This window comes from Dethiobacter alkaliphilus AHT 1, from assembly GCF_000174415.1.
In the GTDB taxonomy this organism is placed as follows: domain Bacteria; phylum Bacillota; class Dethiobacteria; order Dethiobacterales; family Dethiobacteraceae; genus Dethiobacter; species Dethiobacter alkaliphilus.
The window spans coordinates 87,326-111,061 of sequence record NZ_ACJM01000004.1; the positions used below are offsets into that span (position 1 = coordinate 87,326).

The window sequence follows — 23,736 nt, forward strand, 5'->3', positions numbered from 1 at the left end:
ACGTCCCCAATAAAAAACGGCAACCCACAGGTCACCGCAGTATCATTTACATACTTTCTATGATTGTTCCAATGCATAAATAAATGCCTCAGTGGTGGAATACCTAAACGCTTTTTCCTTACTCATTGCTTTTTCCATAATAGCCTGCAGCCGGGAATTTTCCAGGTTAAAGATATGCCGTCCGTCTTTTTCGTCCCATTGGGGTTGATGACCATTTAGCAAAGAAACACACAGAAAAGCAGCAACATAAATGTCCGTAGTGTCATCTAACAACAGGAATTGCTCCCTTAACTCAATGGGCTTCCCCGTCACCTTGCCAAACCATTTCTTCCCTTTAAACACTCCGGCCTTACCCTTTTTAAAGCTAAATCCAAAATCAATAATTTTAATACTGTTCTGCTGCCCTTTAAGTGTCATAACATTTTTAGGCAAGGTATCACCATGTAAAATGTTGTGTTTATGCAAATGGCCAAGGGCTCTCAGCACATTCACAGTGATTTCCAGAGCATCTTTCTCATTCTTTTTCTTAACCTTGCGCCCCCTACCAAGAGGCTCTCCATCTATATACTCCATGATAATATAGGCTCGGTGCTTAAAAGTAAAGTAGTCATAAAGTTTTGGCAGAGCGGGATGTTGGCCATAATTTCTCATAATGTCTACTTCTTTTTCTGCACCTTTGATATTCACCCGCTTTTTAATGGCTACTTCCCTTTTATTTGCAATATCATATCCCCTAAAGACCTGACTTTGTAGCCCTCTGCCAATACATTGACCTATTTCATAGTTTTGCCATTTTTTCTTGCTAATGCCCTACACCTCCAACTTAAAGTTGGTACTTCTTAATATAGCGGCCAATGGTTATATCTTTTTCCCATTTTGAAAGTTCAGCTTCATCCAGGATTTTGACATAACTTAAAAAATCCTTTAGTACTCCCATGTCTTCTAAACCTCTAACCATTTGTCGCGGCACCCGTCTTTTTTTCCTGTATGAATTGACATGGTCGATTACTTTTATACCGTTATTTTCGCTGGTAATAACGTGCCTTAAATTGGCATCGCGCCTTGGAATACCTAGCTGTTCCCGCTCTTTTAACATTAATAATAGCTTTTGCACTATCTCTTTTGTAATTTTATTGCCTTCTTTAAGGTGCTCATAAAGACTTTGGCCCTCGATATATTCCATAACAGTATAGTTCTTTCCCCACTCATATAACACGGGAAAGAATTGCGACCCTTTAGCTGCCCGCAGTACTTCCTGCTCCATTGCAGCATGTTCTTCTTGTGGATATATCTTGACACAACGCTTTGGCGACAATCTAAACACAGCACCCTGTTTTCCTTTGCCAATGAGCTGATAAGAGGTGGGATTCTTAGAAACAATGACCTGAGGAGACCCTTTTACAACAATGATGTCTCTGAAATCTTCCATGGTATACTCCTTTAGCAACTCTTTAAGGTATCATATGCTATAAAGCCAGGTTGGTAACTACCTCGACCTAAATCATGCCTGTACCTGTTGTTGCAAAATAAATCAGCCTGAATATACTGCAGTATAACTTCTTTGAAAGGATGTATTTATGAAACAACAACTTAGGGTAGCCATTATTACTCCAGGATCCCACCCCATTCCTGACCCCAACTCAACATCCGTAGAAGAGGATGTTTACAAAATATCCACAATCCTTCAGCATGATATTGATTTTACAATCTTCGGCCGGAAAATAAAAAAACATCCTTTCCATGAAAGGATTGGAGAACTAACTTTTATTCGCTCTCCTTATATAAATCCAAGATCTTATATCACAGAGATAATAAAAGAACTGCAAAACACAGAAACAGATATTATTCAGGTAGAAAACCGCCCCAGGTATATCAAGCATTTACGGGAATCCTTTCCCTCCAGGCAGTTATGGCTATTTCTCCATTCAACACTTTTTATTAATCGCAATCACATTTCTAAAGAAGAATTATTAGATTGCATCAACTCCACTGATAAAATTATTGTTAACAGTCAGTACTTAAAAGACTATGTAGTGAAGTACACTTGCTGCCAGGAAGAAAAAGTTGTGGTTATCCATCTAGGTGCCGATACAGCTCAATTTAAACCTAAGTGGGACCCGGGCATTAAGCAGCAAACAGAACAATTTAGGAAATCACTGGGCATACAAAATAAAAAAGTAGTACTTTATGTAGGTCGGTTAAGAAAAATAAAAGGCGTTCATCATCTTCTTAATGCCTTCCCTGCCGTTGCAAAAGAAGTACCCGACGCAGTCCTTTTTATCGTAGGAAGTGCTTTTTACGGTGTAAATAAACAAACAAAATATGTCCAAGAGCTACACCATGCAGCCCAATGCATCAAAAATTCAGTTCATTTTATTCCGCATGTCCCGCATAACGAAATTCAAAAATGGTTTCAGATCGCCGATATCCTGGCTGTTCCCTCAAAAGCGGAACCATTTGGGAAAGTTGTGGTGGAAGCAATGGCAACCGGTATCCCGGTAGTAGGAACAAATGCCGGCGGCATACCTGAAATAATTGAGCACCACAAAACAGGAATTCTGCTAAATCACGAGTCAATTGAAAAAGATCTTTCTAATGCGGTTATTGATTTACTGTCCAACCCTACAAAAGCACATACCATCAGTCAGAATGCCGTTCGACATGTGTACGAAAACTTTACATGGGAGCATTCAGCAGACAGAATGCTACGTCTTTATCAAACTATCTCCCAACCGTAGCCTGGCACAGTGCTGCTCACAAGTCTCAAGTAATCCTTGCCGGGAAATTAAAAGCCACGGAGTCTTAAACTCCGTGGCTTTTATATGCTGTGCCTGTTTTACCACATCATCCGGCCTGATCCGCCCATCATACCGTTTCCAGTTCCGCTACCGTGGCATGGTGCGCCGCCAAATCCAAAACCTTGCAGGTAATTTCCTTCAGCAAATTGCTGCTTTCTGTATTCCCACATATTAGCCAAGCGCTCCCGAAGTGAGGTGGCAGTCTCAGCGTCAACGAGGCCTGCTTAGAATTTCCACTTTCAGTATAACTCTGGACCTGGATTGTTAAAAATCCTTGAGTTTATATTGTAATATTATATAGATTGATTAGCAATAAAATCAGGTGATACCATTAAGTCATTAAACACTTCAAAGGAATGCGTTATGAAACTACAAAAACCGCAAGCATCAAAATTTGATAGAAATCTTTCACTGCCGGGTGCCCTTACCATCGGGCTGGGCACCATGATTGGAGCCGGCATATTTGTATTGTCCGGGCCGGCAGCAGGGCAAGCAGGACCGGCAGTAACTTTGTCATATGTTATTGCCGGGCTGATCTGCCTACCGGTGGCCATGACTGTAGCAGAGTTGGCAACAGCTATGCCACAGGCGGGTGGCAGCTATCATCTGGTCACAAATACCATCGGACCTTTTGCCGGCACAATAGTAGGGATAGCAAACTGGCTGGGTTTGATCTTTGCGGGAGGGTTTTATCTGATAGGGTTTGCCCAGTACCTTACAGAATATGTGAACATTGCTCCCTGGATAGTTATTGCGGCAGTAGGGGGGCTGTTTACCCTACTTAACGTTCTGGGAGCCCATTATACCGGAAAGCTGCAGCTTGCCATCGTATCACTATTGCTGCTAATCCTCTCCTACTATATCGCAAGCAGCTGGCAGCAAATGGATACGGCCCTGCACACCCCCTACATGCCAAAGGGATTCAGAGATGTTTTTGCTACGGTGGGACTGATAATTGTCTCCTTTACAGGGTTTGAAAAAATATCAACCACCGCCGGGGAGATAAAAAAACCTGCCCGCAATTTGCCGATTGCCATTATTGGCTCTGTTGTAATAGCTACGGTGCTCTACGTCCTGATACTGCACGTCTCCACAGGTGTAGTTCCTTATGATGAGTTTGCAACTTTTAATGCTCCGTTGTTAGATACTGCCCGTGAATTCATGGGGAATACGGTGGGGGTAATGGCAATATGGGCGGCAGCATTACTGGCTATGGCGTCCTCATCCAATGCAGCCATCACCACCGCTTCGCGCATTAATTTTGCCATGAGCCGCGACAGGGTCTTACCGGGTTGGTTCGATTATATTCATAATAAATTTGACACTCCAATGCGCTCCGTACTTTTAACAGGATTAATCTCTGTAGGGCTTGCTTTAATAGGTAACATTGAGCAGTTAGCAAAGATATCCAGCGTCATGTTTATGGCTTCTTATGCCTTAATCAGCTGGGGGCTGATTAGAATACGCAGAAAAAAACCTGCCTGGTACAAACCAGGTTTTAAGGTTCCACTGGTACCTGTATTACCTTTTGTTTCGGGCCTTACAGCGTTAAGTGTAATCCTGGTCATGGGCTCTGTACCACAAATTGCCGGAATCGGCTTTGCTTCCTTAGGCGTAGGCTGGTATTATCTATGGGTCCGGAAACATTACCGGCAGGGAGGGGAAAAATCATCAGGCTTTGAGGATAATAAGAAGGAAAAACAGAAATAAACACCATAATATTTAAGTTTTGCTGTGCCTAAACATATCAATAAAGCCACGATTTCCTACCTACAATCGGGTAGGAGGCTACCCATTAATTGGGTAGCCGACCTCCCACAGAACCGTACGTACCGTTCGGTATACGGCTCCTCCCAAGTTTACGCTCGAACAGACTCGTAGTAGTCGAGAAAATTTAGATATCCAACCTTCTTAAGTCTCTCGGCAGAGATGGCTTTGGCAATGATTGGGTTACGGGCACAACGCCAGTAGCCCTTTCTTATGTTTGCGCCTTCCCACGCCACCCAGTCCACAATGCCCAATTTCTTGAGCATTGCGTACTTCGTTCTTACCTTTTTCCACTGTTTCCAGATGACCATTCGGATACGTCTCCGCAACCATTGGTCTGTTCTCTTCAACAGGTTCAACATGTCCGCAAGTTTAAAGTAATTAACCCAGCCAGTTATGAACTGCTTGAGTTTTAACTTTCTCTGCTCGTACCCCATTCCGTTGCTTCTTGATGTTATTTGGCGTATCTTTGCTTTCATTTTTGCTACGCTTTTGGGGTGTACTCGCAAGCTCGCTTCTCTGTTTTTGTTAATGTAGAACGCATAACCTAAGAATTTAACTTTGCCTACATAAGCTACTTTTGTCTTCTCCCTATTCACTTTAAGAAATAGTTTCCTCTCTATGAATGGAGTTAGATTTTCCAGTGTTCTTTCTGCCGCTCTTTTACTCTTACAGAAGATAAGCATGTCGTCCGCATAGCGAACAAACCTATGCCCTCTTCGTTCAAGTTCCCAATCCAGTTCGTTAAGAAGGATGTTTCCGCAAAGAGGACTCAGTGGTCCCCCCTGCGGTACTCCCAGTTCCGTTTCCTCAAATCTGCCAGCGCGTGTGATGACTCCTGCTCGAAGATATTTATGGATAAGGGAGATTACTCTTCCGTCCTTAATGCTCCGAGACAAAAGTTCTATCAATTTGCTTTGATTTACTGTGTCAAAGAATTTTTCCAAGTCCATGTCTACCACGTACTTGTATCCATCACGGATATTCTCCTGACACGCTTTGATAGCGTCATGCGTGCTTCTTTTTGGTCGGAAACCGTAACTACTGTTTGAGAATTGTGGTTCATAGATCGGCGTTAGAACCTGTGCTATTGCCTGCTGTATGACTCGGTCTACGGCTGTTGGTATTCCCAATTTTCTCTTTTTCCCGTCGTCTTTGGGTATCTCTACCCGCAATACGGGTTGCGGACGGTGTTTCCCGTCCTTAATGGTCTGCCGGATTTCCTCCCCGTTGGCTTTGAGATATTGCAGAAGTTCTTCCACGCTCATCCCATCGACTCCGCCTGCCCCCTTGTTCTTCTTAACCCGCTTGTAAGCTTGGTTTAGATTGTTTGGGGTGAGGATTTCCTCCAGCATTCCACCTTCGGGTCTGTTGGCGTTGGTGATGTTGTTTTCAGTTATCCCGGGACCAGTAAGCGCTCCCGCATACTCTTCGTGTTCCGCACTATCCCTTTGCGGCCAGCCACTGTTTTTACAGTGTTTTCTGCTATTATTCTGATTCCTGGTAACATTCATTGACTATCACCTCCAAAGGTTCCACCCTTCACAGTACTGTCGATGTACTGCTACTACGGTTTCATCTGACTCCTCACGACAAATCTTATTTCAACCGATTTTAGCAGATACGCCGCCATCGTCCGTGAGGCCTCCCCGGGTAAGAACGCAGTCTTTCTCTCCATCTACCTGCCGCATTTACACAAATTGATTCCGTGTAGCTATTGGACTTCGACTCGTTTGGCAGCCTTATCCTCAATTTGCGCCTGATACGATTTCTGTTCGTCAGGCCGGAGATTTGCCGCCGCCTTCCTTCACACTCCACCTCACGGTGGACGCGCTTGGCATTAGCTATACACTTCCCGCTACCGGGCGTGTTCGGAACTTTCGTCCGTGAGACTGCGCCCATGCCGGGCGCACCAAAAAACCACGGTACTTTTAAAGTACCGTGGTTTCTACATTCATTATGGTGGAGATGTGCGGAATCGAACCGCAGGCCTCTTGAATGCCATTCAGAAAAATGTCACTTTTTCATATTTTCCTGTATTCTCGCATTCACCCACAACCCTTATTTTATCGGTGTTTTCCCTTGTCCTATACTCACTCATGTTACACTGTTTTGCCGGGTATTTTTTAATATAGGTAGTCTAAAAGTAGTCAAAAATAGTCAACTAAAGAATAATGACAGGGGTCATAAACTCCTGTCATTGTTACGTTTATAAGGGTAACCATTTATCTACTGCCTGAGTAGCTTCCCTCTGTAATTCTGTTGTGTTTTGTGTATATACCGACATTGTAAAACTTGCTTTTGAATGTCCTAACGTGGCTTGAATCGCCTTCATATTTACCCCGGCTTCATTTTGTAATGTACCGTATGAATGCCTGAGGCTGTGTAACCCTGCCTGACTTAGCCCTGCCTTTTCAAGTACCTTCTTAAACTTTCTTTCAAAGTACCGGGGGCAGACTGGCTTCCCTTCTTCATAGGTGAATACCATGTTATCAAACCCTTCTGCCTCGCTATACTTCCCGCTTGCTTTCGCAATTTCCCGCTCTACTGCTTGCTTCCTCCCATGTTCTGACAGGAGAGTTAATATCTTTTCGGGAAGCAGTACAACCCTATTTGATGAGGCTGTTTTGGGAGTAGTCAGGACAAGACCCTTACCCTTTACCCTCGTCAAGTTGTTTTTAATTGTGAGTGTTTTCTGCTCAAAGTCGATATTCTCCCATTGTAACCCTAATACCTCACCCTTCCGCATTCCTAACGCTAATGAGAGTATATAGGCTACTGAGAATTTATCTTCTTTGGCTGTTGCAATGAATGCCTTTACATCATCCTGAGTTAATGGCTTAACCTCTTTGATTTTGGTATTCTTTGGCAGTTCTAAAAGTTCAGCATCCGCAGGATTGAAGCTAATTATTCTCTGCTTGAGTGCAGATTTCAAGGCTGTGTTTATGGTGGTATGTATATACCTTACGCTTCTGGGAGATAGCTCCCCGCCCTGCTTCTCATCTAACAACTTCTGAACGTGATGAGGCTGAATCTTATCTAACTTCATGTGTCCTAAAGCAGACTTAATGTGTACCCGCCAAAAGGTTTCATAGGTGTCATAGGTTGAAGGCTTGATATTGTTTTTCTTACTGGCTAACCATATTTCAAACCATTCTGTAAACGTGGTCTTACCAGCGTTAATATCAATTCCTTTTTCTACCTTACCAACTGCTTCCTTAACTGCTTTCGTTACTTCCGCTTTGGTCTTGCCATAAAAGAATTGATATTTTGTTTTGCCCTGCTCATCTTTACCGATAACTACCCTGCCCTGCCATCTACCGTCTGACCTCTGATATATTGAGCCTTCGCCCTTTGACCTTCTCGCCATGTTCCTCTTTCCTCCTGTTTTGTATAGTTTTGCCTTCGGCTTCATTGTACCATAGTACCCTTTTTGCCGTCAATCTCTTGACAAATAATCAAGGGAATAATTGTAAACCTTTTATTTATAGGCCTGTTTTACCCCCTGACTACCTATTGACTACTTATTATTCCGAAAAAAGAAGGAAGGTTTTTGGCCTCCCCCGCTCTTTTATGCTGTTTTTGATTTCTCCCGAATCCACTGATAAAACTCCTCTGTTGGTACTACCAGCTTCCTGCCTAAAGGTAATACCGGGAAGGCTCTCTCTTTCGCTAACTTGTAAGCTAAAGACCGCCCTATTCCTAATATTTGCCCCGCTTCTTCTACACTAATTGTCAGTTTTTCCCTTATCATTGTTTAAATTCTCCTTTCGTTAACTATTCATCATCTTTCAGAAAATCTAAATACTCAGCATCAACATTTTTTGATTTTGCTTCAATAGCCTCTCCCTTAGAGAGTTGACTAAATGCTTTTTCCTTCTTGTTGCGTTCGTCATACATTGATTCAGTCAAATACGGATATTCGATTTTTCTGTTTTTCACTCTGCTTTTATCTGTGAAATACCAGTCATTTTCCCTAAGCCATTTACTTGCCTCATCCTCCTTTTCTTTCATCTTCTGCACCCCCTGTCATTACGTTCTAAAATTATATACAACGTGATGCAGGGTTTTATAAAGTACCTTTTCATTTATTTTTATGGAAATTTATCCCACATGACCGGAAGAAAAGTTCCCTCAAATAAATACCTATATACTAATTACTAACAAACTAAATAATTAAATATAGGTATATTACATAGTAATATTAAGTATATGGGTCATAGCCTGAGAGAGAGGGGGCTTCCACGGTCAAAATCATTCCAGACAACCATATTTGCCCATACTGGGCTATTTATGATTGGTGAAGGGTCTTGCTCCTGTGGAATAGAAAAAAGCCCTCTCAGGGGCTTCTGTGGCTCTGGCTCTTTAACTTTTTCAATCAGTTGTTCAATTTTCTCCATTGTTTCTACAGTTAGTTGGTTAGTATCTGTTAATGAACGATATACTTCTGATAGTTTGCCCGCTTCCCTAATGATTGCAGGGGCTTGGCTCTCAAAGGTTTCCCGCTCCTGTGGAAGTTCGCCCTCTGTCTGTTCCCATGTGTAGATAGCCTGTTCCTGCATGTAGCTAATATACCCGGCTGTGCTTTGATTGCATTTGCCGTAGTTCGCAAGCCCATAGCCCTTGCCGTTTCTCTGTACCGTTTTCCCGCTCCAATACTTTTCTATATACTGGGCAATAGTAGCCCCGGGATTTCCTTCAATCAGTAAATGAATGTGAAGCCTTTTTACTCTCTTAGTCCGTGGGTCAGTGATAGAGGGACAGCAAATAATTTTGTATGCCCACTGATTAGCCCGCCCCTGCTTCCGTAGTGAAGCCATTAACGCTTTAAGGTGTGCTTTTGTCTGCTTCTTAATGTCTCCCGTTGGCTCTATCTTGTAAGATAGGGTCAGCCAATAGGCTGTAGTTCTCCGCTTATTTGCCATAATTCCCTCAATCCTTTCCCTATACGGTAGCCCTGCCCTGCTCCTGCAAGTCCTGCATAGCCCGACATACTTCCCGCATTTCGATTTCTATTTGCTTTTCCCGGGCTTCCTGTTCCTCTGTAAGCCCTGCATACTCCGGGCAGCCCTCAACCTCTCTAATGACTGTACCCTCTGCCCGGTCAAGTTCGCATTGTTCCCTAATTAGGGAAGAATACTGTTTCATTAGTTCCCGCATTTCCGGGGAGGGTTTCTCATCCCGGCAATTTTTAAGTATTGCTTCCTCAGCCATTTTACGGGACAGTTCCCGAAGTTGTTTTATTCCCATTATTTAAGCCCCCTTTAGTTGTCTGCCGTATTCCTCCACGGCTTCTAATTCCCGTTCGCTCATTTCCTGCTTAATTGAAATAAGGATAGCGTTTAGGATTCGGGTCAATGTGTCCGCAGTTTTGGTGTCCATTTCCCCGGCTTCTACTTTCCCGGCAATACTCGCAAGGTATCGCCTGACATCCCTATTTGTATTTAATCGTCTTGCCATAACATCACCCCCGCCTAAAAAGGGGAGAAGCCTTGTTTTATAAAGGTTTCTCCCGTCTTTAAGTAGTCATATTCGGTTATTATTCGTCTGTATCTGTACCGTATTTTTCAATGTATTCCTTTTCCATCTGTTCAGCACGTTCTTTTAGTTCCTGTTTCTTCTCCGGGCTAATTCCTGCATATTGCATTTTCTGGTATAGTTTTTGTGCTAATTGTAATTGGATCGAATCTTTTTCCTGTTGCTTTGCGTGTCTCTGCTCCTGCTCCTGTTGCTTGATTTGTTCCCCATGTTCAGTAAACCTTTTCCGTAAATACTCTAAATCTTTCCGCATAATATCGCCCCCGTAATTATTTATTTTCGGTGTTTCTTCTCACATATTCCAGAATATCATCAATAGTGAAATACATTTTGTTGCCAATTCTGACTGAGTTTAACTTTCCCTGCCGTACTAACCGCCTAACGCTTGCCGGGTGTAGTGAAAGCATTTTAGCAACATTGTCCACGGTGTAATGTTCCATTATTCCCGCTCCTTTCGTATGTTCTTAATAAGCCTATATCAGTAAATAAAAAAAGACCCTCATCGGGTCAATTCTCTTTTATATCTAACCGTAGGGGGGTAAGGAGGAATTTCCGCCCCCCGTTGGTTAGAGGAGAGTTACCTTTTGCCATCTGTGGGAGCAGGGAGGCTTTAGGTAACCCTTTATCATTAGTTTTATTTAAATATTTTCCTCCTATATTGATATAGCCACTCAACCACCCAAAAGTACAAGCTTTTTTATTATTAAGATTCCTTAACATTCCAAAAGAAAGGGTCTGTGCCACACCCCAAAAAAGAAAAGTGCCCCTCTCGGACACTCACTCTACTGCCGGATGCTGCCAAAACGAATCTGCCACCTTGCCCACATTATCTGTCAGAACATTATCCCAATTCACCGTCGCCGCATTCTCTCTTGTATAGGTAAAAGTCATCACCTTATCCAGTGATTCATTCCCCCTCTGATCTACAAGCGGAAAATACCAGGTTAAGTCAACCGTATCTACCTCCGACAGTTCGTCGAAGATAACAGAATACAGCTTCTTTGCATCCAGCAACATGCCTCCCCGGATTGCATTCTGTGTCAGGTTATCGTTGGCGATGGCCTCGATATGCACAAAACCTATGCCCTCGTTGTACGTTACCTTCTGTACTCGCTCTTTCAAGTCCTCGTTACTATGGTTCGACTTCTCGCCCACTACTGCATGGAACACGGCTTCTATTGCCTCTTCCTGTGTTAATTCCCTTTGCGGCTCCTGTGCCTGCGGCGGTTCACTGGCGGCTTCTTCGCTTGAAGGGTCGATGACTGCAATCACAATCACCATCAGCAGTAGGGCATAGAAGAATCCACCTACGGCCATCTTCCACGGCGTGCCGCTCCTAAATCCCGGTAATTTTTTTAACATTTGACATCCCTCCTTTATGTTATGATATTCTACATTTGACATCATTATCCTTTTTATCTAACTGACAAGGGCATCCCCGGCAAGCTCATATACTCCACCCTTTCCGAATTTTGACCAGTTTCCTGCTATTCTATTTCCATTAAAATTACTTTATTATGTGCCATATTTCCCTGCATAGGTAGTCAATGAGTAGTCAATACTGCAACTAATACCCATATTATACCATAAAATAAAAGTAACCACAGGCTATAAATGCCTGTAGTTACTGTGTTTTCTTATGGTGGAGATGTGCGGAATCGAACCGCAGGCCTCTTGAATGCCATTCAAGCGCTCTCCCAACTGAGCTACACCCCCACATGTCTTGCATGTGTCTTATGCAGTGACAAGTTATATTATACCGAGTTTAGAGTTCATTGTCAACATTATTATCCGGGCAATTGTTTCCTACTCTGGGAGGTTGGTTGTTGTAGGGGGACTGACGTCAATTATCTTCCATTCGCCATCATAATTAACCACATAAATATGTTGTTCAAAAACGGTATCGGCATTTTCATCGTCAGAACCACTAAACGTAATTCTGGTTGAAAATACATCAGCAAACCCTAAATAACTGTCTATATATTGTGTAGTCCCTTTTGATGTTATCCCCCCATGTTTTCCTGAGCTCTCGTAGTGCTCCAGGTGCTCCCAGGGAAAGTCATTTATCTGAGGGTGTATTAATCCGTCTACTGCGTTTACGTCTTCTTGGCGGATAATATCTCCTATATAGCGGAAAGCAGTTCCCGGAGAAAAGCTATACTCTGCTGGAGGACGGCTGAAGAAGTTGTATTTTTTTGTTTCCCATACAGGTTCAGTGACTATTTCATGGTTTTCTTCACTCAATTTATCCTCCACTCTTATGATTAGGCTATCATCACTTGTTAGAGAATACTCATTTAAAAAGAACCGACCCCCCGAGTGAAATAATATATAATTGGTATTCTGATTCAGATATCCTCCTGAGCTAAGGGTAAGATTTCTTCCGTTCTCTGTTATAACATTAGCGCTGACAGCAAGTTCCATATCATCATCCAATAAACCTTTTCCGTCGTTAGGTATATAAATACCATAAACATACATCATTCTTCCTTCTGTGTCATTTACGCCTAAATCAGAATTGTAAGGTTCACTATAAAAAGCCATTACTCTCACTGCAGAACGTTGCAGGCTCACAGGTACTTTCGGCAAAAATGAGTTATAAAACCAATCAATCCTATCAGAGCCTAAGTACTGGCGTTCAAAATCATGGATTTCTATACTGTTAATTATTACAGTTCCTTCTGAAACTTCTATTCTCTCCCCCATCTTGTATTCTTTAATGGTCACAAGATGCTTATTGTAATAATAAAGAGAAACAATGCCCCAGGCTGTAAAGATGAACAAACATATCAGGGCAAATATCTTTTTTTTAGACAAAGTAATCCCTCCATAAGGAGCTAATGGTCAGAGAATAGCTCCTTGATTTACATTATTCTCCAAACAGTTCTCAACTCCTACCTGACATTAAGAAAACCGTCTCCACAACAAAAGAACCACGGAGGAAAAACTCCGTGGTCTCTGAAAAGCGCGCGCTGAGGAAACCGAAAGAGGACTGCAAGGAACTAGAGCTCGTTATCAACATTATTATCCGGGGAATTGTTTCCTGCCCTGGGAGCATGGCTCCAGAGGCGTTCCAGGTTATAAAAGGATCTCTCTTCCGGCTGGAAAATGTGAACCACAATGTCGCCGTAATCGAGAAGAACCCAGACCCCTTCATTATATCCTTCCCTGTGTAACAGATCATAGCCGGCTTCTTTCATTTTCTCCATTATGTTATCGGCAATGGCATAGACCTGGGTGCGGGAACCGCCGGAAGCGATGACAAAGTAGTCGGCAACCACAGAGACCTTGCCCACATCCAAAATGGTAATATCATTGGCTTTTTTTTCTTCCGCTGCTTCTTCCACCAGGTTAACCAGCTTTTCTACGTCCTGAGGCACAGGATCCCTCCTTATTTATTCACTGCTATAGTTTTTCCCAATTATCACTGTTACATGAACATCGCTGTCAGGGAGTTCATCTTTAAGCATTTGTGCATTTCGTATAAGAATGGCCACTTCCCGCGCCGCATCCATATTCTCGATACGGCTGATTACCTGAGTGTCTTCATAATCTGAGTGGTCAGCATTACCGATATGTACGATGGTGAATCCTTCTGCTTCCAGCGTTTGTGCCAACTTGTTGGCCTGCCCCTGTATTCCACTGCCGTTTAATACCTCAACGGCAATTTGGCTTCTGGGAATACCGGACTGTTCACTGCTTACCCAGTCAACCAGCTCGGGAACAGATTGGCTGTCGGCCAGCCAATATTGTCCGTCGGTATTTACCTGTTTTTGGCCGGGAAGTACAGTTAATTGCGCAGCTTGCTGAAAAGAAATGTCTCTGAGCTCTTCCATGGAAGATAAGACTTTGCGCCAGGAAAGATTGGTGCGAATTAAGGGCGACAATTCCAGAAAACGCTGTACCCGGCTGAAGGCGCCGCCTTCCATGATATGGGCTGAAATTAGCGACAATACCTGACGGCGGCTCTCTAACCTTTCAGCTCCGGTCAGATTGTCATCATGAATCATGGCCAATACCTCCCCGCCGTTTGCCAAGTGCAGGCGGGAAAAAACTACCTCCGCATCGATGATGTCTATGGCGGTTGGCAAATATGCTTCATTTATCTCCAGGTATCCGTGCAAAGGAAGGTTCAGAAAGCTTGTAATCGTTTCCATCAGCTGTTTGGGGCCACCTTCTGCATATACCTCTGACAGACGCATAAAGCCTTGCCCTTCCGGCTCTACCAGTGTGTGCTCAGGGATATTAAGCAGGCGAAAATCATTTGCGTTAAAATCGGAGGCGGCCAGCACTATACCCGTTAGTACTGCATTTTCAACATCACTTTCCGTGACAGAGAAAACCAAAATATTTTCCCGCTGACCTGCTGTGGGCTGAGGCAGCTCTGCTGCCCATGCGGATTGATCCTTTATGGCATTTAAGGCGCCAAAAAAGCGGGCACTAAATAACAGGACCAAAAGAAAAGCAAACAGGGCTAACAAAAAGAGTAGTCGCCCGGTCTTTAGTCTGCGGCGTTTTGTTTTAATGGTATAATAACGAGTTGCTGTGGACAAGATCTACTCCCCTTTACTTTGTCCCACCAGCCAGTTCCAGAAACTAATGGTCGCTGGATGAAGTGGTTGCCTTTTATGGAGGATGTAGGAAATACTTTGTTCTGCAACAGCCAACAAACCCTGGTAAAAATCAGCATGTACAGTGCGGCGCAACTCTTCCACGCCGGGATAAGTTCGTCCCTGTTCAATTTTATCGGCTACATAGGTAATCTGCTCAAGGAGCGACATCCCTGGATAGCCTAAAGTATGATTACGGATGGCGGCAAGAATCTCATTATCATCGACTCCCCAATCTTGCACATAGGCTGCTCCCACTGCGGCATGCAATAAAACAGGATATTTCTGTGAGAACTTGTCTGCTTCAATGCCGTTTTTTTCCGCATAACGCAGCAGATCCCTTTCAGTCCAGTCGCGCGCGCAATCATGGAGCAAGCCGGCAAGATAGGCTTTTTTTTCGTCATAGCCCAATTGTTTTGCCAGAATGACCGCCATCTCCGCCACACCAACTGAATGTTGGTATAATTCCGGAGACAGTGACTTTTTTATTTGCTGCTGCACACGTTTGTTTGACATGTCATCACCCTTGGTAACTTTCGACAAACAGGCAACCTTTTCCTGCAAATGCAAAAAGCTTGCTATTGAAGCAAGCTTACACAACAACAAAGGCGCATTGTTCCTAAAAAAAAAAAGGCAACTGACGTTGCCTATTCGGGTCGTGGTTTAGCCTCATTAACGACTAACTTTCTACCCTCCAGTTCTGTTCCGTTCATTTCAATCATCTTTTCTGCGTCTTCTTCCGGCACTTCAACAAAGCCATATCCCTTGGAGCGGCCTGTGGCCCGCTCGGTGATGATTCTGGCATTGAGCACCTGGCCATGTTCGCTGAAATACTCACGCAATTGGTCTTCAGTAGTAGACCATGGAATATTTCCTACATAAATTGTTTTCGGCACGTCGGCCCTCACCTCACTTTCAGATCCTAAGGTTAGTATCTGAAGAAGTACCAGTTTTATACCTTGGAGGAAGGAATCAACGATATAATCCGTGCTTAATAATGTATTGGGTTACCGCTTCCGGAGCCAGATATTTTATAGGTTTGCCCTCTGCTACGCGGCTGCGGATTAGAGTGGAAGAAATGGCCACTGCGGGGATTTCTAAGATATCGATATTGCATAGCGCTTCCGGACAAGCCGCACCTATAGTTTCTTCCAGCTTGCTTAAGCAGTAGCCGGGGCGCGTAACCGCAATAAAAGAACAAATGGATAAAAGCTCGCGATAATCCTTCCAGGTGAGAATCTCCAGGATGGCATCAGCTCCGGTAATGAAATAGATATTTGCCTTCCCTTCAAAGTGTCGGTGAAAATAGCGAATGGTATCAATGGTATATGTCAGCTCTTCGTCGGGTCGGTCAATTTCTACTCTGGAGACCGAAAAATACGGATTGGAGATGGTGGCCAATTCCGTCATCAGGTACCGGTGTTCCTGATCGCTTACATTACGCGCTTCTTTATGCGGCGGATTACCGCTGGGCACAAAAACCACCCTGTCCAGATCAAACTGAATCCGGACCTCTTCGGCAGTAACCAAATGGGCCATATGGATGGGGTCAAAAGTGCCTCCCATGATGCCCACGGAAAGTTTACCCGGGTTTTTCTGTATCGTCATTGCTCCTCACCCCGCTCTACTCATCGTCCTGTTCCTGCCAAAAAGTAAATTCAACATCACGTATTCTAACTGTATCGCCGTTTTTGGCTCCCGCATCTTTTAGTGCATCTTCATGGCCCCAAAGGCGGAATAGACGCTGAAACCGCTTTACCGCGTCTTCGTTATCAAAGTCGGTCATGGCCACCAGCTTTTCCAGCCGCGGGCCGTGTAAGGTAAATGTATCATTTTCTCTTTCTATGCGAACCGTTTCCTCTTCATCAGGGCCGGGTGTAAATACGGCAACATCTTCTGTCATTTGGCTCTCTTGGGGCAATTCGGCCAACAGGGCCGATACCCGGTACAGAAGCTCCCGGACCCCTGCTCCGGTAGCAGCGGATATGGGGAAAACGTTATCTTCCCCCAGTTCCCGGCGCAGCCGGTTTAAACCGTCTTCTGCCTGGGGCAAGTCGGTCTTATTGGCTGCCACCACCTGCGTCAGACGGGACAGGCGTTCGTCATAAAGCCTTAATTCATCGTTTATCTGGTGGTAATCATCCACTGGATCCCGGCCGTCCACCCCGGCAGCATCCACAATATGTACCAGCAGGCGGGTACGCTCCACGTGACGAAGAAAATCATGGCCCAGGCCTACGCCCTGGTGAGCACCGGTGATTAATCCTGGAATATCGGCAATAACAAAGGGGTCGGCTCCTTCCACATCAACCACACCCAAATTGGGAGCCAAAGTTGTAAAAGGGTAATCGGCCACTTTGGGGCGTGCAGCAGAAACCCTGGAAAGGAAGGTGGACTTCCCTGCGTTGGGAAATCCCACCAGGCCCACATCGGCAATGACTTTCAACTCCAGCCAGACCCAGCGCTCTTCACCTGGTTCACCCTTTTCGGCATACTTGGGTGCTTTGTCGGCTGAGCTGGCAAAACGGCTATTTCCCCGACCGCCACGGCCGCCTTTGGCCACCACAAAAGTCTCTCCTTCTTCTGTCAGGTCTGCCAAAAGCGCTTCCGTCTCCGCATCACGGACCTGTGTTCCCGGAGGGACTTTAACCACTGTGTCACTCGCACCTTTTCCATGCTTACTGCTGCCTTTACCATGATCACCACGGTCGGCACGTATATGTTGTTGATAGCGAAAATCGAGCAATGTACGTAAACCCTGATCTACTTTAAGGATGACATCGCCTCCGCGCCCGCCGTCACCGCCGTCGGGACCACCCAGAGGTACATACTTTTCACGGCGAAAAGCAACAATCCCGTTGCCCCCGTCGCCGCCTTTAACATAAATTTTTGTCCGATCTACAAACAATGGTAACCACTCCTATGGTTTCGTCAGCGTTATTTTTCACTTGCCGGGCCTAGCTTATCCAGACAAAGCACAAGTTCGTTCTTTTTGGCAAGAACCTCTGCCTGCAGTCCATGCAACTGCGCCTGCTCCAACACAGGTTGCCAGTCGACCTCCGTATTTGCATCATTGATAATATAAATTTGGAGCTTACTGTCTGATCCATGAATAGCAACGGAAAGAGTGCATTCACCTAACTCCTCCAGCAAAGCGCGCACCGGTTGAAGGGTTTGCTCAAGTGCTGGCAGCACGTTATCCGGCAAAACTGCCAGCGTACCAGTTATCTGCAGGACATAATTTCCGGCTACGTTTTCTAATAATGTTTCATAAATCATCAGAGCCAGTCGGGGGTCTCCACAACCTATAAATCGTCCGAACTGTTGCACTTCTTCGCTGGCTTTGCGTATGTATATCATAAGCTTGTCCGTTTTATTCAATTGTGCCATACCGCCCACCACTTGTAAAATATTTAAGAAATCGTGGCGGTACAGGCTTATTAATTTTTCTGTAGCCTCTTTTGTATTATCCATAACCAAACTCCTCGTAACTTCATTTAACGTGTCTACATTCGCTAACCTGCCAGTCAAACCCTTTCTTACCAGTAAAATCTCATGATTTTATTTGGCATAAAAAAAATAACCGGAGATTTCTCTCCGGTATTTGTGTGAATCATTAAACGGCTTCGCCGTTTACATATACGCTAACTTGCTTTTTATCGCGGCCCTTCCGTTCGAAGGAAACAACACCGTCCACCAGAGCAAACAGGGTATCATCTTTACCGCGGCCAACATTTGAGCCGGGATGAATCTTTGTTCCGCGCTGACGTACGAGAATGCTTCCTGCCGATACTTCCTGACCATCGGCACGTTTAACACCTAAATATTTGGGGTTGCTGTCGCGACCATTTCGGGAGCTACCCACACCTTTTTTATGTGCAAATAATTGCAGGTTCATCATCATGACAGAGTCACCTCCTACTGTTATTCTTCGCTTACTTTCAGAAAACCGGGATAACTCCGGTCAATTTCTTCAAGTCCCACCAACATACTGTTTGCCAGTAGTGCTACTTTTGCTTCTGTCTCTGCCTGAATTTCCGCAGGAATCGATACCGCAAGGTATCCGTCCCTAACATCTGCATTTACATCCAACTGGAGTAAACGCTGCAGACTGAAATAAAACGTCTGTACCAGTGCAGACACGGCCGAGCAAATAAGATCCTCCCCTTTTGGCGCACTGCCTGCATGTCCGCTGACAGTTACCCGGGAGATCATGCCGCCCGCGCGCTTAACGCGAACGTGTATCACGTTTACACCTCGATTTTTTCAATAAGAACACGGGTGTGCGGCTGGCGATGGCCTTGCTTACGACGATAGTTTTTCTTGGCCTTGTACTTAAAGACAACAATCTTTTTGGCTTTGCCATGCTCCAGGACTTTACCATGAACCAAGGCGCCCTGTACAAACGGCTTACCCACTTCAAACTTGTCATCTTTTTTGACCGCCAGTACACGGTCAAACCCTACATCAGTTCCTACTTCGGCAGCCAGGAGCTCCACGTCGAGAACGGAACCTTCTTCGACACGGTACTGCTTTCCACCTGTTTCAATAATTGCGTACATGAAATTTTTTCACCTTCCTATCAAGACTCACCGGCAAAGGTACCCGCAGTGGGTTTTTTAACCTCTGTCCGAGCGGTTACGATGGTCGCTTAAGTATTTTAGCATAAGGACGGCAGATTGTCAATGAACGCGCCTGTAGGTTAAACTACTTTGGCACGGGCAAATGTTTTGGCCACTTCCATAATTTCCACAGTAACCGTTTCTCCCACATACGCTCCTCCGGCCTGCACATCAATGACAAAGCCGCTGATGCGGGCAATGCCGTCATAAGGGTTGTTGGCATGGGGTTCTTCCACTTTAACCTGATAACGCTCTCCCACCGTCACCGGGTAAGCCAGTTCCTGTACTTCACTGAGGGAGCCGGTAGCCAACACATGGTGTTTCTCCACATGCATTGTCTCACTGCCGCGGATAAAGATGGTTTTGCCCGTTTCTTCTTCCAGCTTCCTTAAGTACGAGCCGCCGGGACCGATAAGCAGCCCGGCTACGCTCTGATTCATTTCCACCAGCACCGCTTCTGAATCCAATCCGTTAAGATAGGATTTCAACTGGCGCTCGGTGCGGGCACTTACCACGTCTGCGGTCAGAACTTTGCCGCGGCCATGGCAATAGGGACAGGTCTGCTGCAGGACCGCATCCAGGCCCTGACGTGCCTTCTTGCGTGTCATTTCCACCAGGCCCAGGCCTGTGAGTCCCAGAATATGAGACTTTGTCCTGTCCTCCTTGGCTTTTTCCGTCAACTTCTCCAATACCAGGCGACGATGTTCTTCATTATCCATATCAATAAAATCGATAATAATGATACCGCCGATATCCCGCAGCCTGACTTGTCGGATAATTTCAGTGGCGGCCTCCAGGTTTGTTTTAAAAACGGTGTCGGCCAGGTTGGTTTTCCCGATATACTTTCCTGTATTTACATCAATTACGGTCAGGGCTTCGGTATGGTCAAACACCAGGTAGCCGCCGCAATCAAGCCAGACCGTGCGGGACAGAGCCCTTTCTATTTCTGCTTCTATGCCATATACATCAAAAACCGGCTCGTCACCGGAATAATAATACACCCGGTTAACCAGGGATGAGTCCACAACATCCAATGCTTCCTGTATCTTCTCATACTCATAGCGAGTATCCACCACCAGCTGTTCAATCTGTTCAGTAAACAGGTCACGGATCATGCGGTAAATCAGATCCAGATCCTGATAGATGAGGCTGGGCGCCTGCTTTTGCCGGAACCGGTTTTGGATGCGGTCCCACAGGGGCAACAAAAACTGCAAATCTTGCCGAAACGCATCATCATCCAAACCTTCCGCCACAGTACGCACAATCAGTCCATGTCCTTCAGGGCGTATCTCGGCAATAATCTGGCGCAACCGTTCCCGTTCATCCGGGTCTTCTATCCGCCGGGAAACCCCGGTATACTCCGCACTGGGCATTAGTACCAAATGACGGCCGGGGATGGTAATCTGGCGGGTAAGCCGGGCTCCCTTGCTGCCAAAGGGCTCTTTAACCACCTGCACCATCACTTCTTCCCCGGGACGCAGCAGCTCTTCGATTTTCTTTTTGCCGCGGGAGTTGTTGCTCTCTTCCGGTAGCAGCGCATCATCCACATAAAGAAAAGCATTACGCTCCAGACCGATATCTACAAAAGCGGCCTGCATTCCCGGCAGCACGTTGGCCACCACACCTTTATAAATGTTACCCACAACCCGTTGATGCACCGGGCGCTCCAGATAAATCTCCACCGGTTTGTCTTCTTCCAGTACGGCAACGCGGGTCTGCTTATTATCACAGTTGATAACAATTTTCTTCTGCATTGACGGACACCTCTTTTTCATTGAGCAGCACATGCATGGGGGACTGCAGGCATTGCTTTACACCCACCAGCAGCTCGGTTCGATGCAAATGTTGTTCAGCTTCAGGAACATCCAAAAGCCCCAGCACCTCACGGGGCCGGACGCCTCCTTCGCCGCCGGAGGCCAAAAGCATCACCAGACGTTCTTTTTCATCTACGTGGAGGCCATAGATCATGGGCCTGATATCCACAGTTTTTACTCCCTTTTTCCCTTCCCGGGTCACAGTAAGCTCCGTAGCCTGTAAAACTTGCTCTATTCTTTTCTGCAGCTCTGGCAGTACATCACGGGTCAGAGGAACAAGCCACTCTGCTGCCCGAATCAGTGCCATTAAAGCGGGGGTGTTATCCTGAACCTCACGCCAGCTGGTCATGGGCATGCCCTGGGGCAGCGCTTGCTGCAGAGCAGTTAATTGTTCCCGGGTAAGTGGTTCCGTAAACTGAATATCAAGATATTCTGCTTCACTGGTAATTCCCACAGCCAACGCAGAAGCAAAAGACATTTTGGGATGGGGGTTAAAACCGGCACTGTAAGCCACCGGCAAACGGGCGCGCCGAATGGCTCTTTGCCAGGCACGCATTAAATCCAGGTGCGAAAGAAAACGTAAAGGGCTTTCCTTGGCAAATTTAATCCATAAACGCATGGTTACAGGCTCCTTTACTTTCTTCGCTGTCCATTAAAAGAGTCATACCACAACCAAGGCAGTTTTCCCGACAATCTTTAGTGACCTCTCCTGCCAGGGCACGTTCCAGTTCTCTTTTGAGAAACTTTTTGGTTACACCGGAATCAATATGATCCCAGGGAAGTGGCTCCTCCAAAGCATAGCTTTTTGCAGCATATGTGGCCAAATCAAGTCCATTGTCGGCAAAGGCACTTTCCCAGCGTGCAAAAGAAAAGTGTTCGTCCCAGCCGTCCAGTTTACTGCCCAGTTCAGCTGCCCGGTCAATAACGGGTACCAGATCCCGGCCGCCGCGGGCCAATGCAGCCTCTACCAGGCTGGTTTCCGCACCATGCCACTGAAACTGCACTCCCTTGCCCCGCAGGGCATTGCGTAAAAGATCCTGACGCCTGAGCATCTCCTGGCGGGAAATCTGTCCTTCCCATTGAAACGGGGTATGTGCTTTGGGCACAAACACAGAAGCAGAAACAGTGACCCGCGGTTTGCCTTTTTTACCCGCCTGCCGATAGGCCTGCACAACCTTTTGGGCCAGATCAGCAATGCCCAGCAAATCTTCATCGGTTTCAGTGGGCAGGCCGATCATAAAATATAACTTCACTCCGGTCCAGCCGGACTGAAAAGCATCGGTAACAGCATTTAATAAATCTTCCTCGCTGATATTTTTATTGATAACATCACGCAGACGCTGTGTCCCGGCTTCCGGGGCAAAGGTAAGTCCACTTTTACGGACGCGCTGTACCTGCTCAGCCAACTCGCCGGAAAAGGAATCCAGCCTCAGTGATGGCAAAGACAGGGAGACTCCTTCTTGGGCCAGCTCCTGGCCCAACTCGGTCACCAACTGCTCTATGGCGCTGTAATCACCACTGCTCAAGGAACTTAGGGCCAGTTCGTCGTATCCTGTGGAGCGCACCATTTCCCCCGCCAACTCCCGCAGTTTGGACGGCGTCCGTTCCCGGACCGGGCGATAGATAATTCCGGCCTGGCAAAATCGACAGCCCCGGGTACAACCACGAAATAACTCCAAAACAAGGCGGTCATGTACTATACCACCGTAAGGGACAATAAAATCTGTGGGGTACGGTGCGGCGTTTAGGTCACTGATTACCGCCCGCTGTACCTGCCCGGGCAAATTATCTACCGCAGGATGTGTCCCGCTGTAAGATCCATCCTCGCCATACTCTGCCTGATAAAAGGCGGGGACATAGACTCCCTGAATTTCTGATATTCGTTTTAGCTTGTCCTGACGGGACAGGATTTTTTCCTCCAGGGCGAGCAGGACCTGAGGTAGTGCCTCTTCTGCATCACCAATGACAAAGAAATCAAAAAAATCAGCAAGTGGTTCGGGATTAAAAGCCCCGGGGCCACCGCCGGCAACCAGCGGATCAGCGTCTGTCCGCGCTGCGGCCAGCTTTGGAATTCCGCCCAGCTCCAGCATGTGTAAGATGGTGGCGTAGGACAGTTCATACTGCAGTGTAAAGCCAACCAGGTCAAAAGAAGAAAGGGGCGTCACCGTCTCCAGGGAGCACAGAGGAAACGACTCCTGACGTAATCTATCTTCCAAATCTGTATCCGGCATAAAGACCCGCTCTGCCAGCCACTGCTCATTTTGGTTAATGATATGGTAAAGGATTTTCAGACCTAAATGCGACATGCCGATTTCGTACATGTCCGGAAAAGCCAAAACCATTTTCATACTGCATTCCTTGTGATCCTTGACCACCGCATTAACTTCATTACCCAGATAGCGTGTGGGTTTCTGAACATGCGGCAGGATGTTTTGCCAAAAATATTCTTTGTAGTCTTTCATGTAGCCTCCACAAAAACAACCTTTTTGTATATTTTACCACAGATTGAGTGTTTACATTACTTCGTTTTTCATTTTCCCAATTCCTTTTATTTTAAAACGCTCAAATAAGAAAGGCACGCTTATTC

At 45.7% G+C, this 23,736-nt stretch carries 29 protein-coding genes and 1 tRNA gene; 2 read left to right on the forward strand and 28 right to left on the reverse strand.

Annotation, left to right across the window (positions count from 1 at the left end):
- Nucleotides 1-57: 57 nt before the first annotated feature.
- Nucleotides 58-807: a protein kinase domain-containing protein gene (locus DEALDRAFT_RS04830; RefSeq protein ID WP_083798651.1), complete on the reverse strand. Its 750-nt coding sequence runs from the start codon at nt 805-807 to the stop codon at nt 58-60.
- A gap of 16 nt (nt 808-823) precedes the next feature.
- Nucleotides 824-1,429 (reverse strand): hypothetical protein, encoded by a 606-nt coding sequence (locus tag DEALDRAFT_RS04835; protein ID WP_008515414.1) that lies wholly within the window; start codon nt 1,427-1,429, stop codon nt 824-826.
- A 148-nt stretch (nt 1,430-1,577) separates the two neighbouring features.
- Between DEALDRAFT_RS04835 and DEALDRAFT_RS04840 the strand changes: the two genes are divergently transcribed.
- Nucleotides 1,578-2,738 (forward strand): glycosyltransferase family 4 protein, encoded by a 1,161-nt coding sequence (locus DEALDRAFT_RS04840; protein WP_008515416.1) that lies wholly within the window; start codon nt 1,578-1,580, stop codon nt 2,736-2,738.
- A gap of 98 nt (nt 2,739-2,836) precedes the next feature.
- Here the strand turns inward: DEALDRAFT_RS04840 and DEALDRAFT_RS17395 are convergent, their stop codons facing one another.
- Complete coding sequence (locus tag DEALDRAFT_RS17395) at nt 2,837-2,968, reverse strand: hypothetical protein (protein ID WP_276324442.1); 132 nt, start codon at nt 2,966-2,968, stop codon at nt 2,837-2,839.
- Between the two features lie 193 nt (nt 2,969-3,161).
- Between DEALDRAFT_RS17395 and DEALDRAFT_RS04845 the strand changes: the two genes are divergently transcribed.
- Entirely contained in the window at nt 3,162-4,508 is a 1,347-nt protein-coding gene (locus DEALDRAFT_RS04845) for an APC family permease (protein WP_008515417.1), read from the forward strand.
- Nucleotides 4,509-4,657: 149 nt separating this feature from the next.
- On the opposite strand, the gene ltrA is transcribed toward DEALDRAFT_RS04845, so the two are convergent.
- From ltrA to DEALDRAFT_RS04975, 25 genes are all read right to left on the reverse strand, one after another.
- A complete protein-coding gene (gene ltrA, locus DEALDRAFT_RS04850; protein WP_008515418.1) occupies nt 4,658-6,079 on the reverse strand; it encodes a group II intron reverse transcriptase/maturase in 1,422 nt (473 codons plus the stop codon).
- Nucleotides 6,080-6,774: 695 nt separating this feature from the next.
- The gene (locus DEALDRAFT_RS04860) at nt 6,775-7,980 is read right to left on the reverse strand and encodes a tyrosine-type recombinase/integrase (protein ID WP_083798653.1); all 1,206 of its coding nucleotides are present in this window, start codon (nt 7,978-7,980) and stop codon (nt 6,775-6,777) included.
- Between the two features lie 156 nt (nt 7,981-8,136).
- Nucleotides 8,137-8,319, reverse strand: coding sequence for a helix-turn-helix domain-containing protein (locus DEALDRAFT_RS04865; protein ID WP_008515421.1), 183 nt, complete (start codon nt 8,317-8,319; stop codon nt 8,137-8,139).
- Nucleotides 8,320-8,342: 23 nt separating this feature from the next.
- Nucleotides 8,343-8,579, reverse strand: coding sequence for a hypothetical protein (locus tag DEALDRAFT_RS04870; protein WP_008515423.1), 237 nt, complete (start codon nt 8,577-8,579; stop codon nt 8,343-8,345).
- Between the two features lie 203 nt (nt 8,580-8,782).
- The gene (locus DEALDRAFT_RS04875; RefSeq protein WP_008515425.1) at nt 8,783-9,490 is read right to left on the reverse strand and encodes a rolling circle replication-associated protein; all 708 of its coding nucleotides are present in this window, start codon (nt 9,488-9,490) and stop codon (nt 8,783-8,785) included.
- 19 nt (nt 9,491-9,509) lie between these two features.
- Entirely contained in the window at nt 9,510-9,815 is a 306-nt protein-coding gene (locus tag DEALDRAFT_RS04880; RefSeq protein WP_008515427.1) for a hypothetical protein, read from the reverse strand.
- A gap of 3 nt (nt 9,816-9,818) precedes the next feature.
- Nucleotides 9,819-10,025 (reverse strand): hypothetical protein, encoded by a 207-nt coding sequence (locus tag DEALDRAFT_RS04885; RefSeq protein WP_008515428.1) that lies wholly within the window; start codon nt 10,023-10,025, stop codon nt 9,819-9,821.
- A gap of 79 nt (nt 10,026-10,104) precedes the next feature.
- The gene (locus DEALDRAFT_RS04890; RefSeq protein WP_008515430.1) at nt 10,105-10,356 is read right to left on the reverse strand and encodes a hypothetical protein; all 252 of its coding nucleotides are present in this window, start codon (nt 10,354-10,356) and stop codon (nt 10,105-10,107) included.
- 16 nt (nt 10,357-10,372) lie between these two features.
- Nucleotides 10,373-10,543, reverse strand: coding sequence for a helix-turn-helix domain-containing protein (locus DEALDRAFT_RS17535; RefSeq protein WP_008515432.1), 171 nt, complete (start codon nt 10,541-10,543; stop codon nt 10,373-10,375).
- Between the two features lie 337 nt (nt 10,544-10,880).
- On the reverse strand, nt 10,881-11,465 hold the full coding sequence (locus tag DEALDRAFT_RS15880) for a hypothetical protein (RefSeq protein ID WP_008515434.1): 585 nt from the start codon (nt 11,463-11,465) through the stop codon (nt 10,881-10,883).
- A gap of 278 nt (nt 11,466-11,743) precedes the next feature.
- Nucleotides 11,744-11,819: transfer RNA gene (locus tag DEALDRAFT_RS04905), tRNA-Ala, on the reverse strand.
- 90 nt (nt 11,820-11,909) lie between these two features.
- Nucleotides 11,910-12,920 (reverse strand): hypothetical protein, encoded by a 1,011-nt coding sequence (locus tag DEALDRAFT_RS04910; protein ID WP_008515436.1) that lies wholly within the window; start codon nt 12,918-12,920, stop codon nt 11,910-11,912.
- A 185-nt stretch (nt 12,921-13,105) separates the two neighbouring features.
- The gene (rsfS, locus tag DEALDRAFT_RS04915) at nt 13,106-13,483 is read right to left on the reverse strand and encodes a ribosome silencing factor (protein WP_008515438.1); all 378 of its coding nucleotides are present in this window, start codon (nt 13,481-13,483) and stop codon (nt 13,106-13,108) included.
- A 15-nt stretch (nt 13,484-13,498) separates the two neighbouring features.
- Nucleotides 13,499-14,656 carry an LCP family protein gene (locus DEALDRAFT_RS04920; RefSeq protein WP_008515440.1) on the reverse strand — a complete coding sequence of 386 codons (1,158 nt, stop codon included), beginning with the start codon at nt 14,654-14,656 and terminating at the stop codon, nt 13,499-13,501.
- A 3-nt stretch (nt 14,657-14,659) separates the two neighbouring features.
- A complete protein-coding gene (gene yqeK, locus DEALDRAFT_RS04925) occupies nt 14,660-15,229 on the reverse strand; it encodes a bis(5'-nucleosyl)-tetraphosphatase (symmetrical) YqeK (RefSeq protein WP_040378479.1) in 570 nt (189 codons plus the stop codon).
- 131 nt (nt 15,230-15,360) lie between these two features.
- On the reverse strand, nt 15,361-15,609 hold the full coding sequence (locus tag DEALDRAFT_RS04930; RefSeq protein ID WP_008515443.1) for an RNA recognition motif domain-containing protein: 249 nt from the start codon (nt 15,607-15,609) through the stop codon (nt 15,361-15,363).
- Nucleotides 15,610-15,685: 76 nt separating this feature from the next.
- A complete protein-coding gene (nadD, locus tag DEALDRAFT_RS04935) occupies nt 15,686-16,321 on the reverse strand; it encodes a nicotinate-nucleotide adenylyltransferase (RefSeq protein WP_008515445.1) in 636 nt (211 codons plus the stop codon).
- A 16-nt stretch (nt 16,322-16,337) separates the two neighbouring features.
- Complete coding sequence (obgE, locus tag DEALDRAFT_RS04940; RefSeq protein WP_008515447.1) at nt 16,338-17,621, reverse strand: GTPase ObgE; 1,284 nt, start codon at nt 17,619-17,621, stop codon at nt 16,338-16,340.
- Nucleotides 17,622-17,650: 29 nt separating this feature from the next.
- Nucleotides 17,651-18,187 (reverse strand): Spo0B domain-containing protein, encoded by a 537-nt coding sequence (locus DEALDRAFT_RS04945; protein ID WP_008515449.1) that lies wholly within the window; start codon nt 18,185-18,187, stop codon nt 17,651-17,653.
- Between the two features lie 142 nt (nt 18,188-18,329).
- On the reverse strand, nt 18,330-18,611 hold the full coding sequence (gene rpmA / locus DEALDRAFT_RS04950; RefSeq protein WP_040378514.1) for a 50S ribosomal protein L27: 282 nt from the start codon (nt 18,609-18,611) through the stop codon (nt 18,330-18,332).
- A gap of 26 nt (nt 18,612-18,637) precedes the next feature.
- Nucleotides 18,638-18,961: a ribosomal-processing cysteine protease Prp gene (locus tag DEALDRAFT_RS04955; RefSeq protein WP_008515453.1), complete on the reverse strand. Its 324-nt coding sequence runs from the start codon at nt 18,959-18,961 to the stop codon at nt 18,638-18,640.
- A 2-nt stretch (nt 18,962-18,963) separates the two neighbouring features.
- Complete coding sequence (rplU, locus tag DEALDRAFT_RS04960) at nt 18,964-19,275, reverse strand: 50S ribosomal protein L21 (RefSeq protein ID WP_008515455.1); 312 nt, start codon at nt 19,273-19,275, stop codon at nt 18,964-18,966.
- Between the two features lie 140 nt (nt 19,276-19,415).
- The gene (locus DEALDRAFT_RS04965; protein ID WP_008515458.1) at nt 19,416-21,089 is read right to left on the reverse strand and encodes an Rne/Rng family ribonuclease; all 1,674 of its coding nucleotides are present in this window, start codon (nt 21,087-21,089) and stop codon (nt 19,416-19,418) included.
- A complete protein-coding gene (locus DEALDRAFT_RS04970; RefSeq protein WP_008515460.1) occupies nt 21,061-21,768 on the reverse strand; it encodes a TIGR03936 family radical SAM-associated protein in 708 nt (235 codons plus the stop codon). The genes DEALDRAFT_RS04965 and DEALDRAFT_RS04970 overlap by 29 nt, the downstream gene beginning before the upstream one ends.
- Entirely contained in the window at nt 21,752-23,611 is a 1,860-nt protein-coding gene (locus tag DEALDRAFT_RS04975; RefSeq protein WP_008515462.1) for a TIGR03960 family B12-binding radical SAM protein, read from the reverse strand. Before DEALDRAFT_RS04975 ends, DEALDRAFT_RS04970 begins: the two co-directional genes overlap by 17 nt.
- Nucleotides 23,612-23,736 lie beyond the last annotated feature (125 nt).

Excerpts from the sequence above, each read along its gene's own strand:
- DEALDRAFT_RS04835 (WP_008515414.1), bottom strand. The coding sequence starts at position 1,429 with ATGGAAGATTTCAGAGACATCATTGTTGTAAAAGGGTCTCCTCAGGTC.
- DEALDRAFT_RS04840 (WP_008515416.1), top strand. The coding sequence starts at position 1,578 with ATGAAACAACAACTTAGGGTAGCCATTATTACTCCAGGATCCCACCCC.
- DEALDRAFT_RS17395 (WP_276324442.1), bottom strand. The coding sequence starts at position 2,968 with ATGTGGGAATACAGAAAGCAGCAATTTGCTGAAGGAAATTACCTGCAA.
- DEALDRAFT_RS04845 (WP_008515417.1), top strand. The coding sequence starts at position 3,162 with ATGAAACTACAAAAACCGCAAGCATCAAAATTTGATAGAAATCTTTCA.
- ltrA (WP_008515418.1), bottom strand. The coding sequence starts at position 6,079 with ATGAATGTTACCAGGAATCAGAATAATAGCAGAAAACACTGTAAAAAC.
- DEALDRAFT_RS04860 (WP_083798653.1), bottom strand. The coding sequence starts at position 7,980 with ATGAAGCCGAAGGCAAAACTATACAAAACAGGAGGAAAGAGGAACATG.
- DEALDRAFT_RS04865 (WP_008515421.1), bottom strand. The coding sequence starts at position 8,319 with ATGATAAGGGAAAAACTGACAATTAGTGTAGAAGAAGCGGGGCAAATA.
- DEALDRAFT_RS04870 (WP_008515423.1), bottom strand. The coding sequence starts at position 8,579 with ATGAAAGAAAAGGAGGATGAGGCAAGTAAATGGCTTAGGGAAAATGAC.
- DEALDRAFT_RS04875 (WP_008515425.1), bottom strand. The coding sequence starts at position 9,490 with ATGGCAAATAAGCGGAGAACTACAGCCTATTGGCTGACCCTATCTTAC.
- DEALDRAFT_RS04880 (WP_008515427.1), bottom strand. The coding sequence starts at position 9,815 with ATGGGAATAAAACAACTTCGGGAACTGTCCCGTAAAATGGCTGAGGAA.
- DEALDRAFT_RS04885 (WP_008515428.1), bottom strand. The coding sequence starts at position 10,025 with ATGGCAAGACGATTAAATACAAATAGGGATGTCAGGCGATACCTTGCG.
- DEALDRAFT_RS04890 (WP_008515430.1), bottom strand. The coding sequence starts at position 10,356 with ATGCGGAAAGATTTAGAGTATTTACGGAAAAGGTTTACTGAACATGGG.
- DEALDRAFT_RS17535 (WP_008515432.1), bottom strand. The coding sequence starts at position 10,543 with ATGGAACATTACACCGTGGACAATGTTGCTAAAATGCTTTCACTACAC.
- DEALDRAFT_RS15880 (WP_008515434.1), bottom strand. The coding sequence starts at position 11,465 with ATGTTAAAAAAATTACCGGGATTTAGGAGCGGCACGCCGTGGAAGATG.
- yqeK (WP_040378479.1), bottom strand. The coding sequence starts at position 15,229 with ATGTCAAACAAACGTGTGCAGCAGCAAATAAAAAAGTCACTGTCTCCG.
- nadD (WP_008515445.1), bottom strand. The coding sequence starts at position 16,321 with ATGACGATACAGAAAAACCCGGGTAAACTTTCCGTGGGCATCATGGGA.
- DEALDRAFT_RS04945 (WP_008515449.1), bottom strand. The coding sequence starts at position 18,187 with ATGGATAATACAAAAGAGGCTACAGAAAAATTAATAAGCCTGTACCGC.
- rpmA (WP_040378514.1), bottom strand. The coding sequence starts at position 18,611 with ATGAACCTGCAATTATTTGCACATAAAAAAGGTGTGGGTAGCTCCCGA.
- rplU (WP_008515455.1), bottom strand. The coding sequence starts at position 19,275 with ATGTACGCAATTATTGAAACAGGTGGAAAGCAGTACCGTGTCGAAGAA.
- DEALDRAFT_RS04965 (WP_008515458.1), bottom strand. The coding sequence starts at position 21,089 with ATGCAGAAGAAAATTGTTATCAACTGTGATAATAAGCAGACCCGCGTT.
- DEALDRAFT_RS04970 (WP_008515460.1), bottom strand. The coding sequence starts at position 21,768 with ATGCGTTTATGGATTAAATTTGCCAAGGAAAGCCCTTTACGTTTTCTT.
- DEALDRAFT_RS04975 (WP_008515462.1), bottom strand. The coding sequence starts at position 23,611 with ATGAAAGACTACAAAGAATATTTTTGGCAAAACATCCTGCCGCATGTT.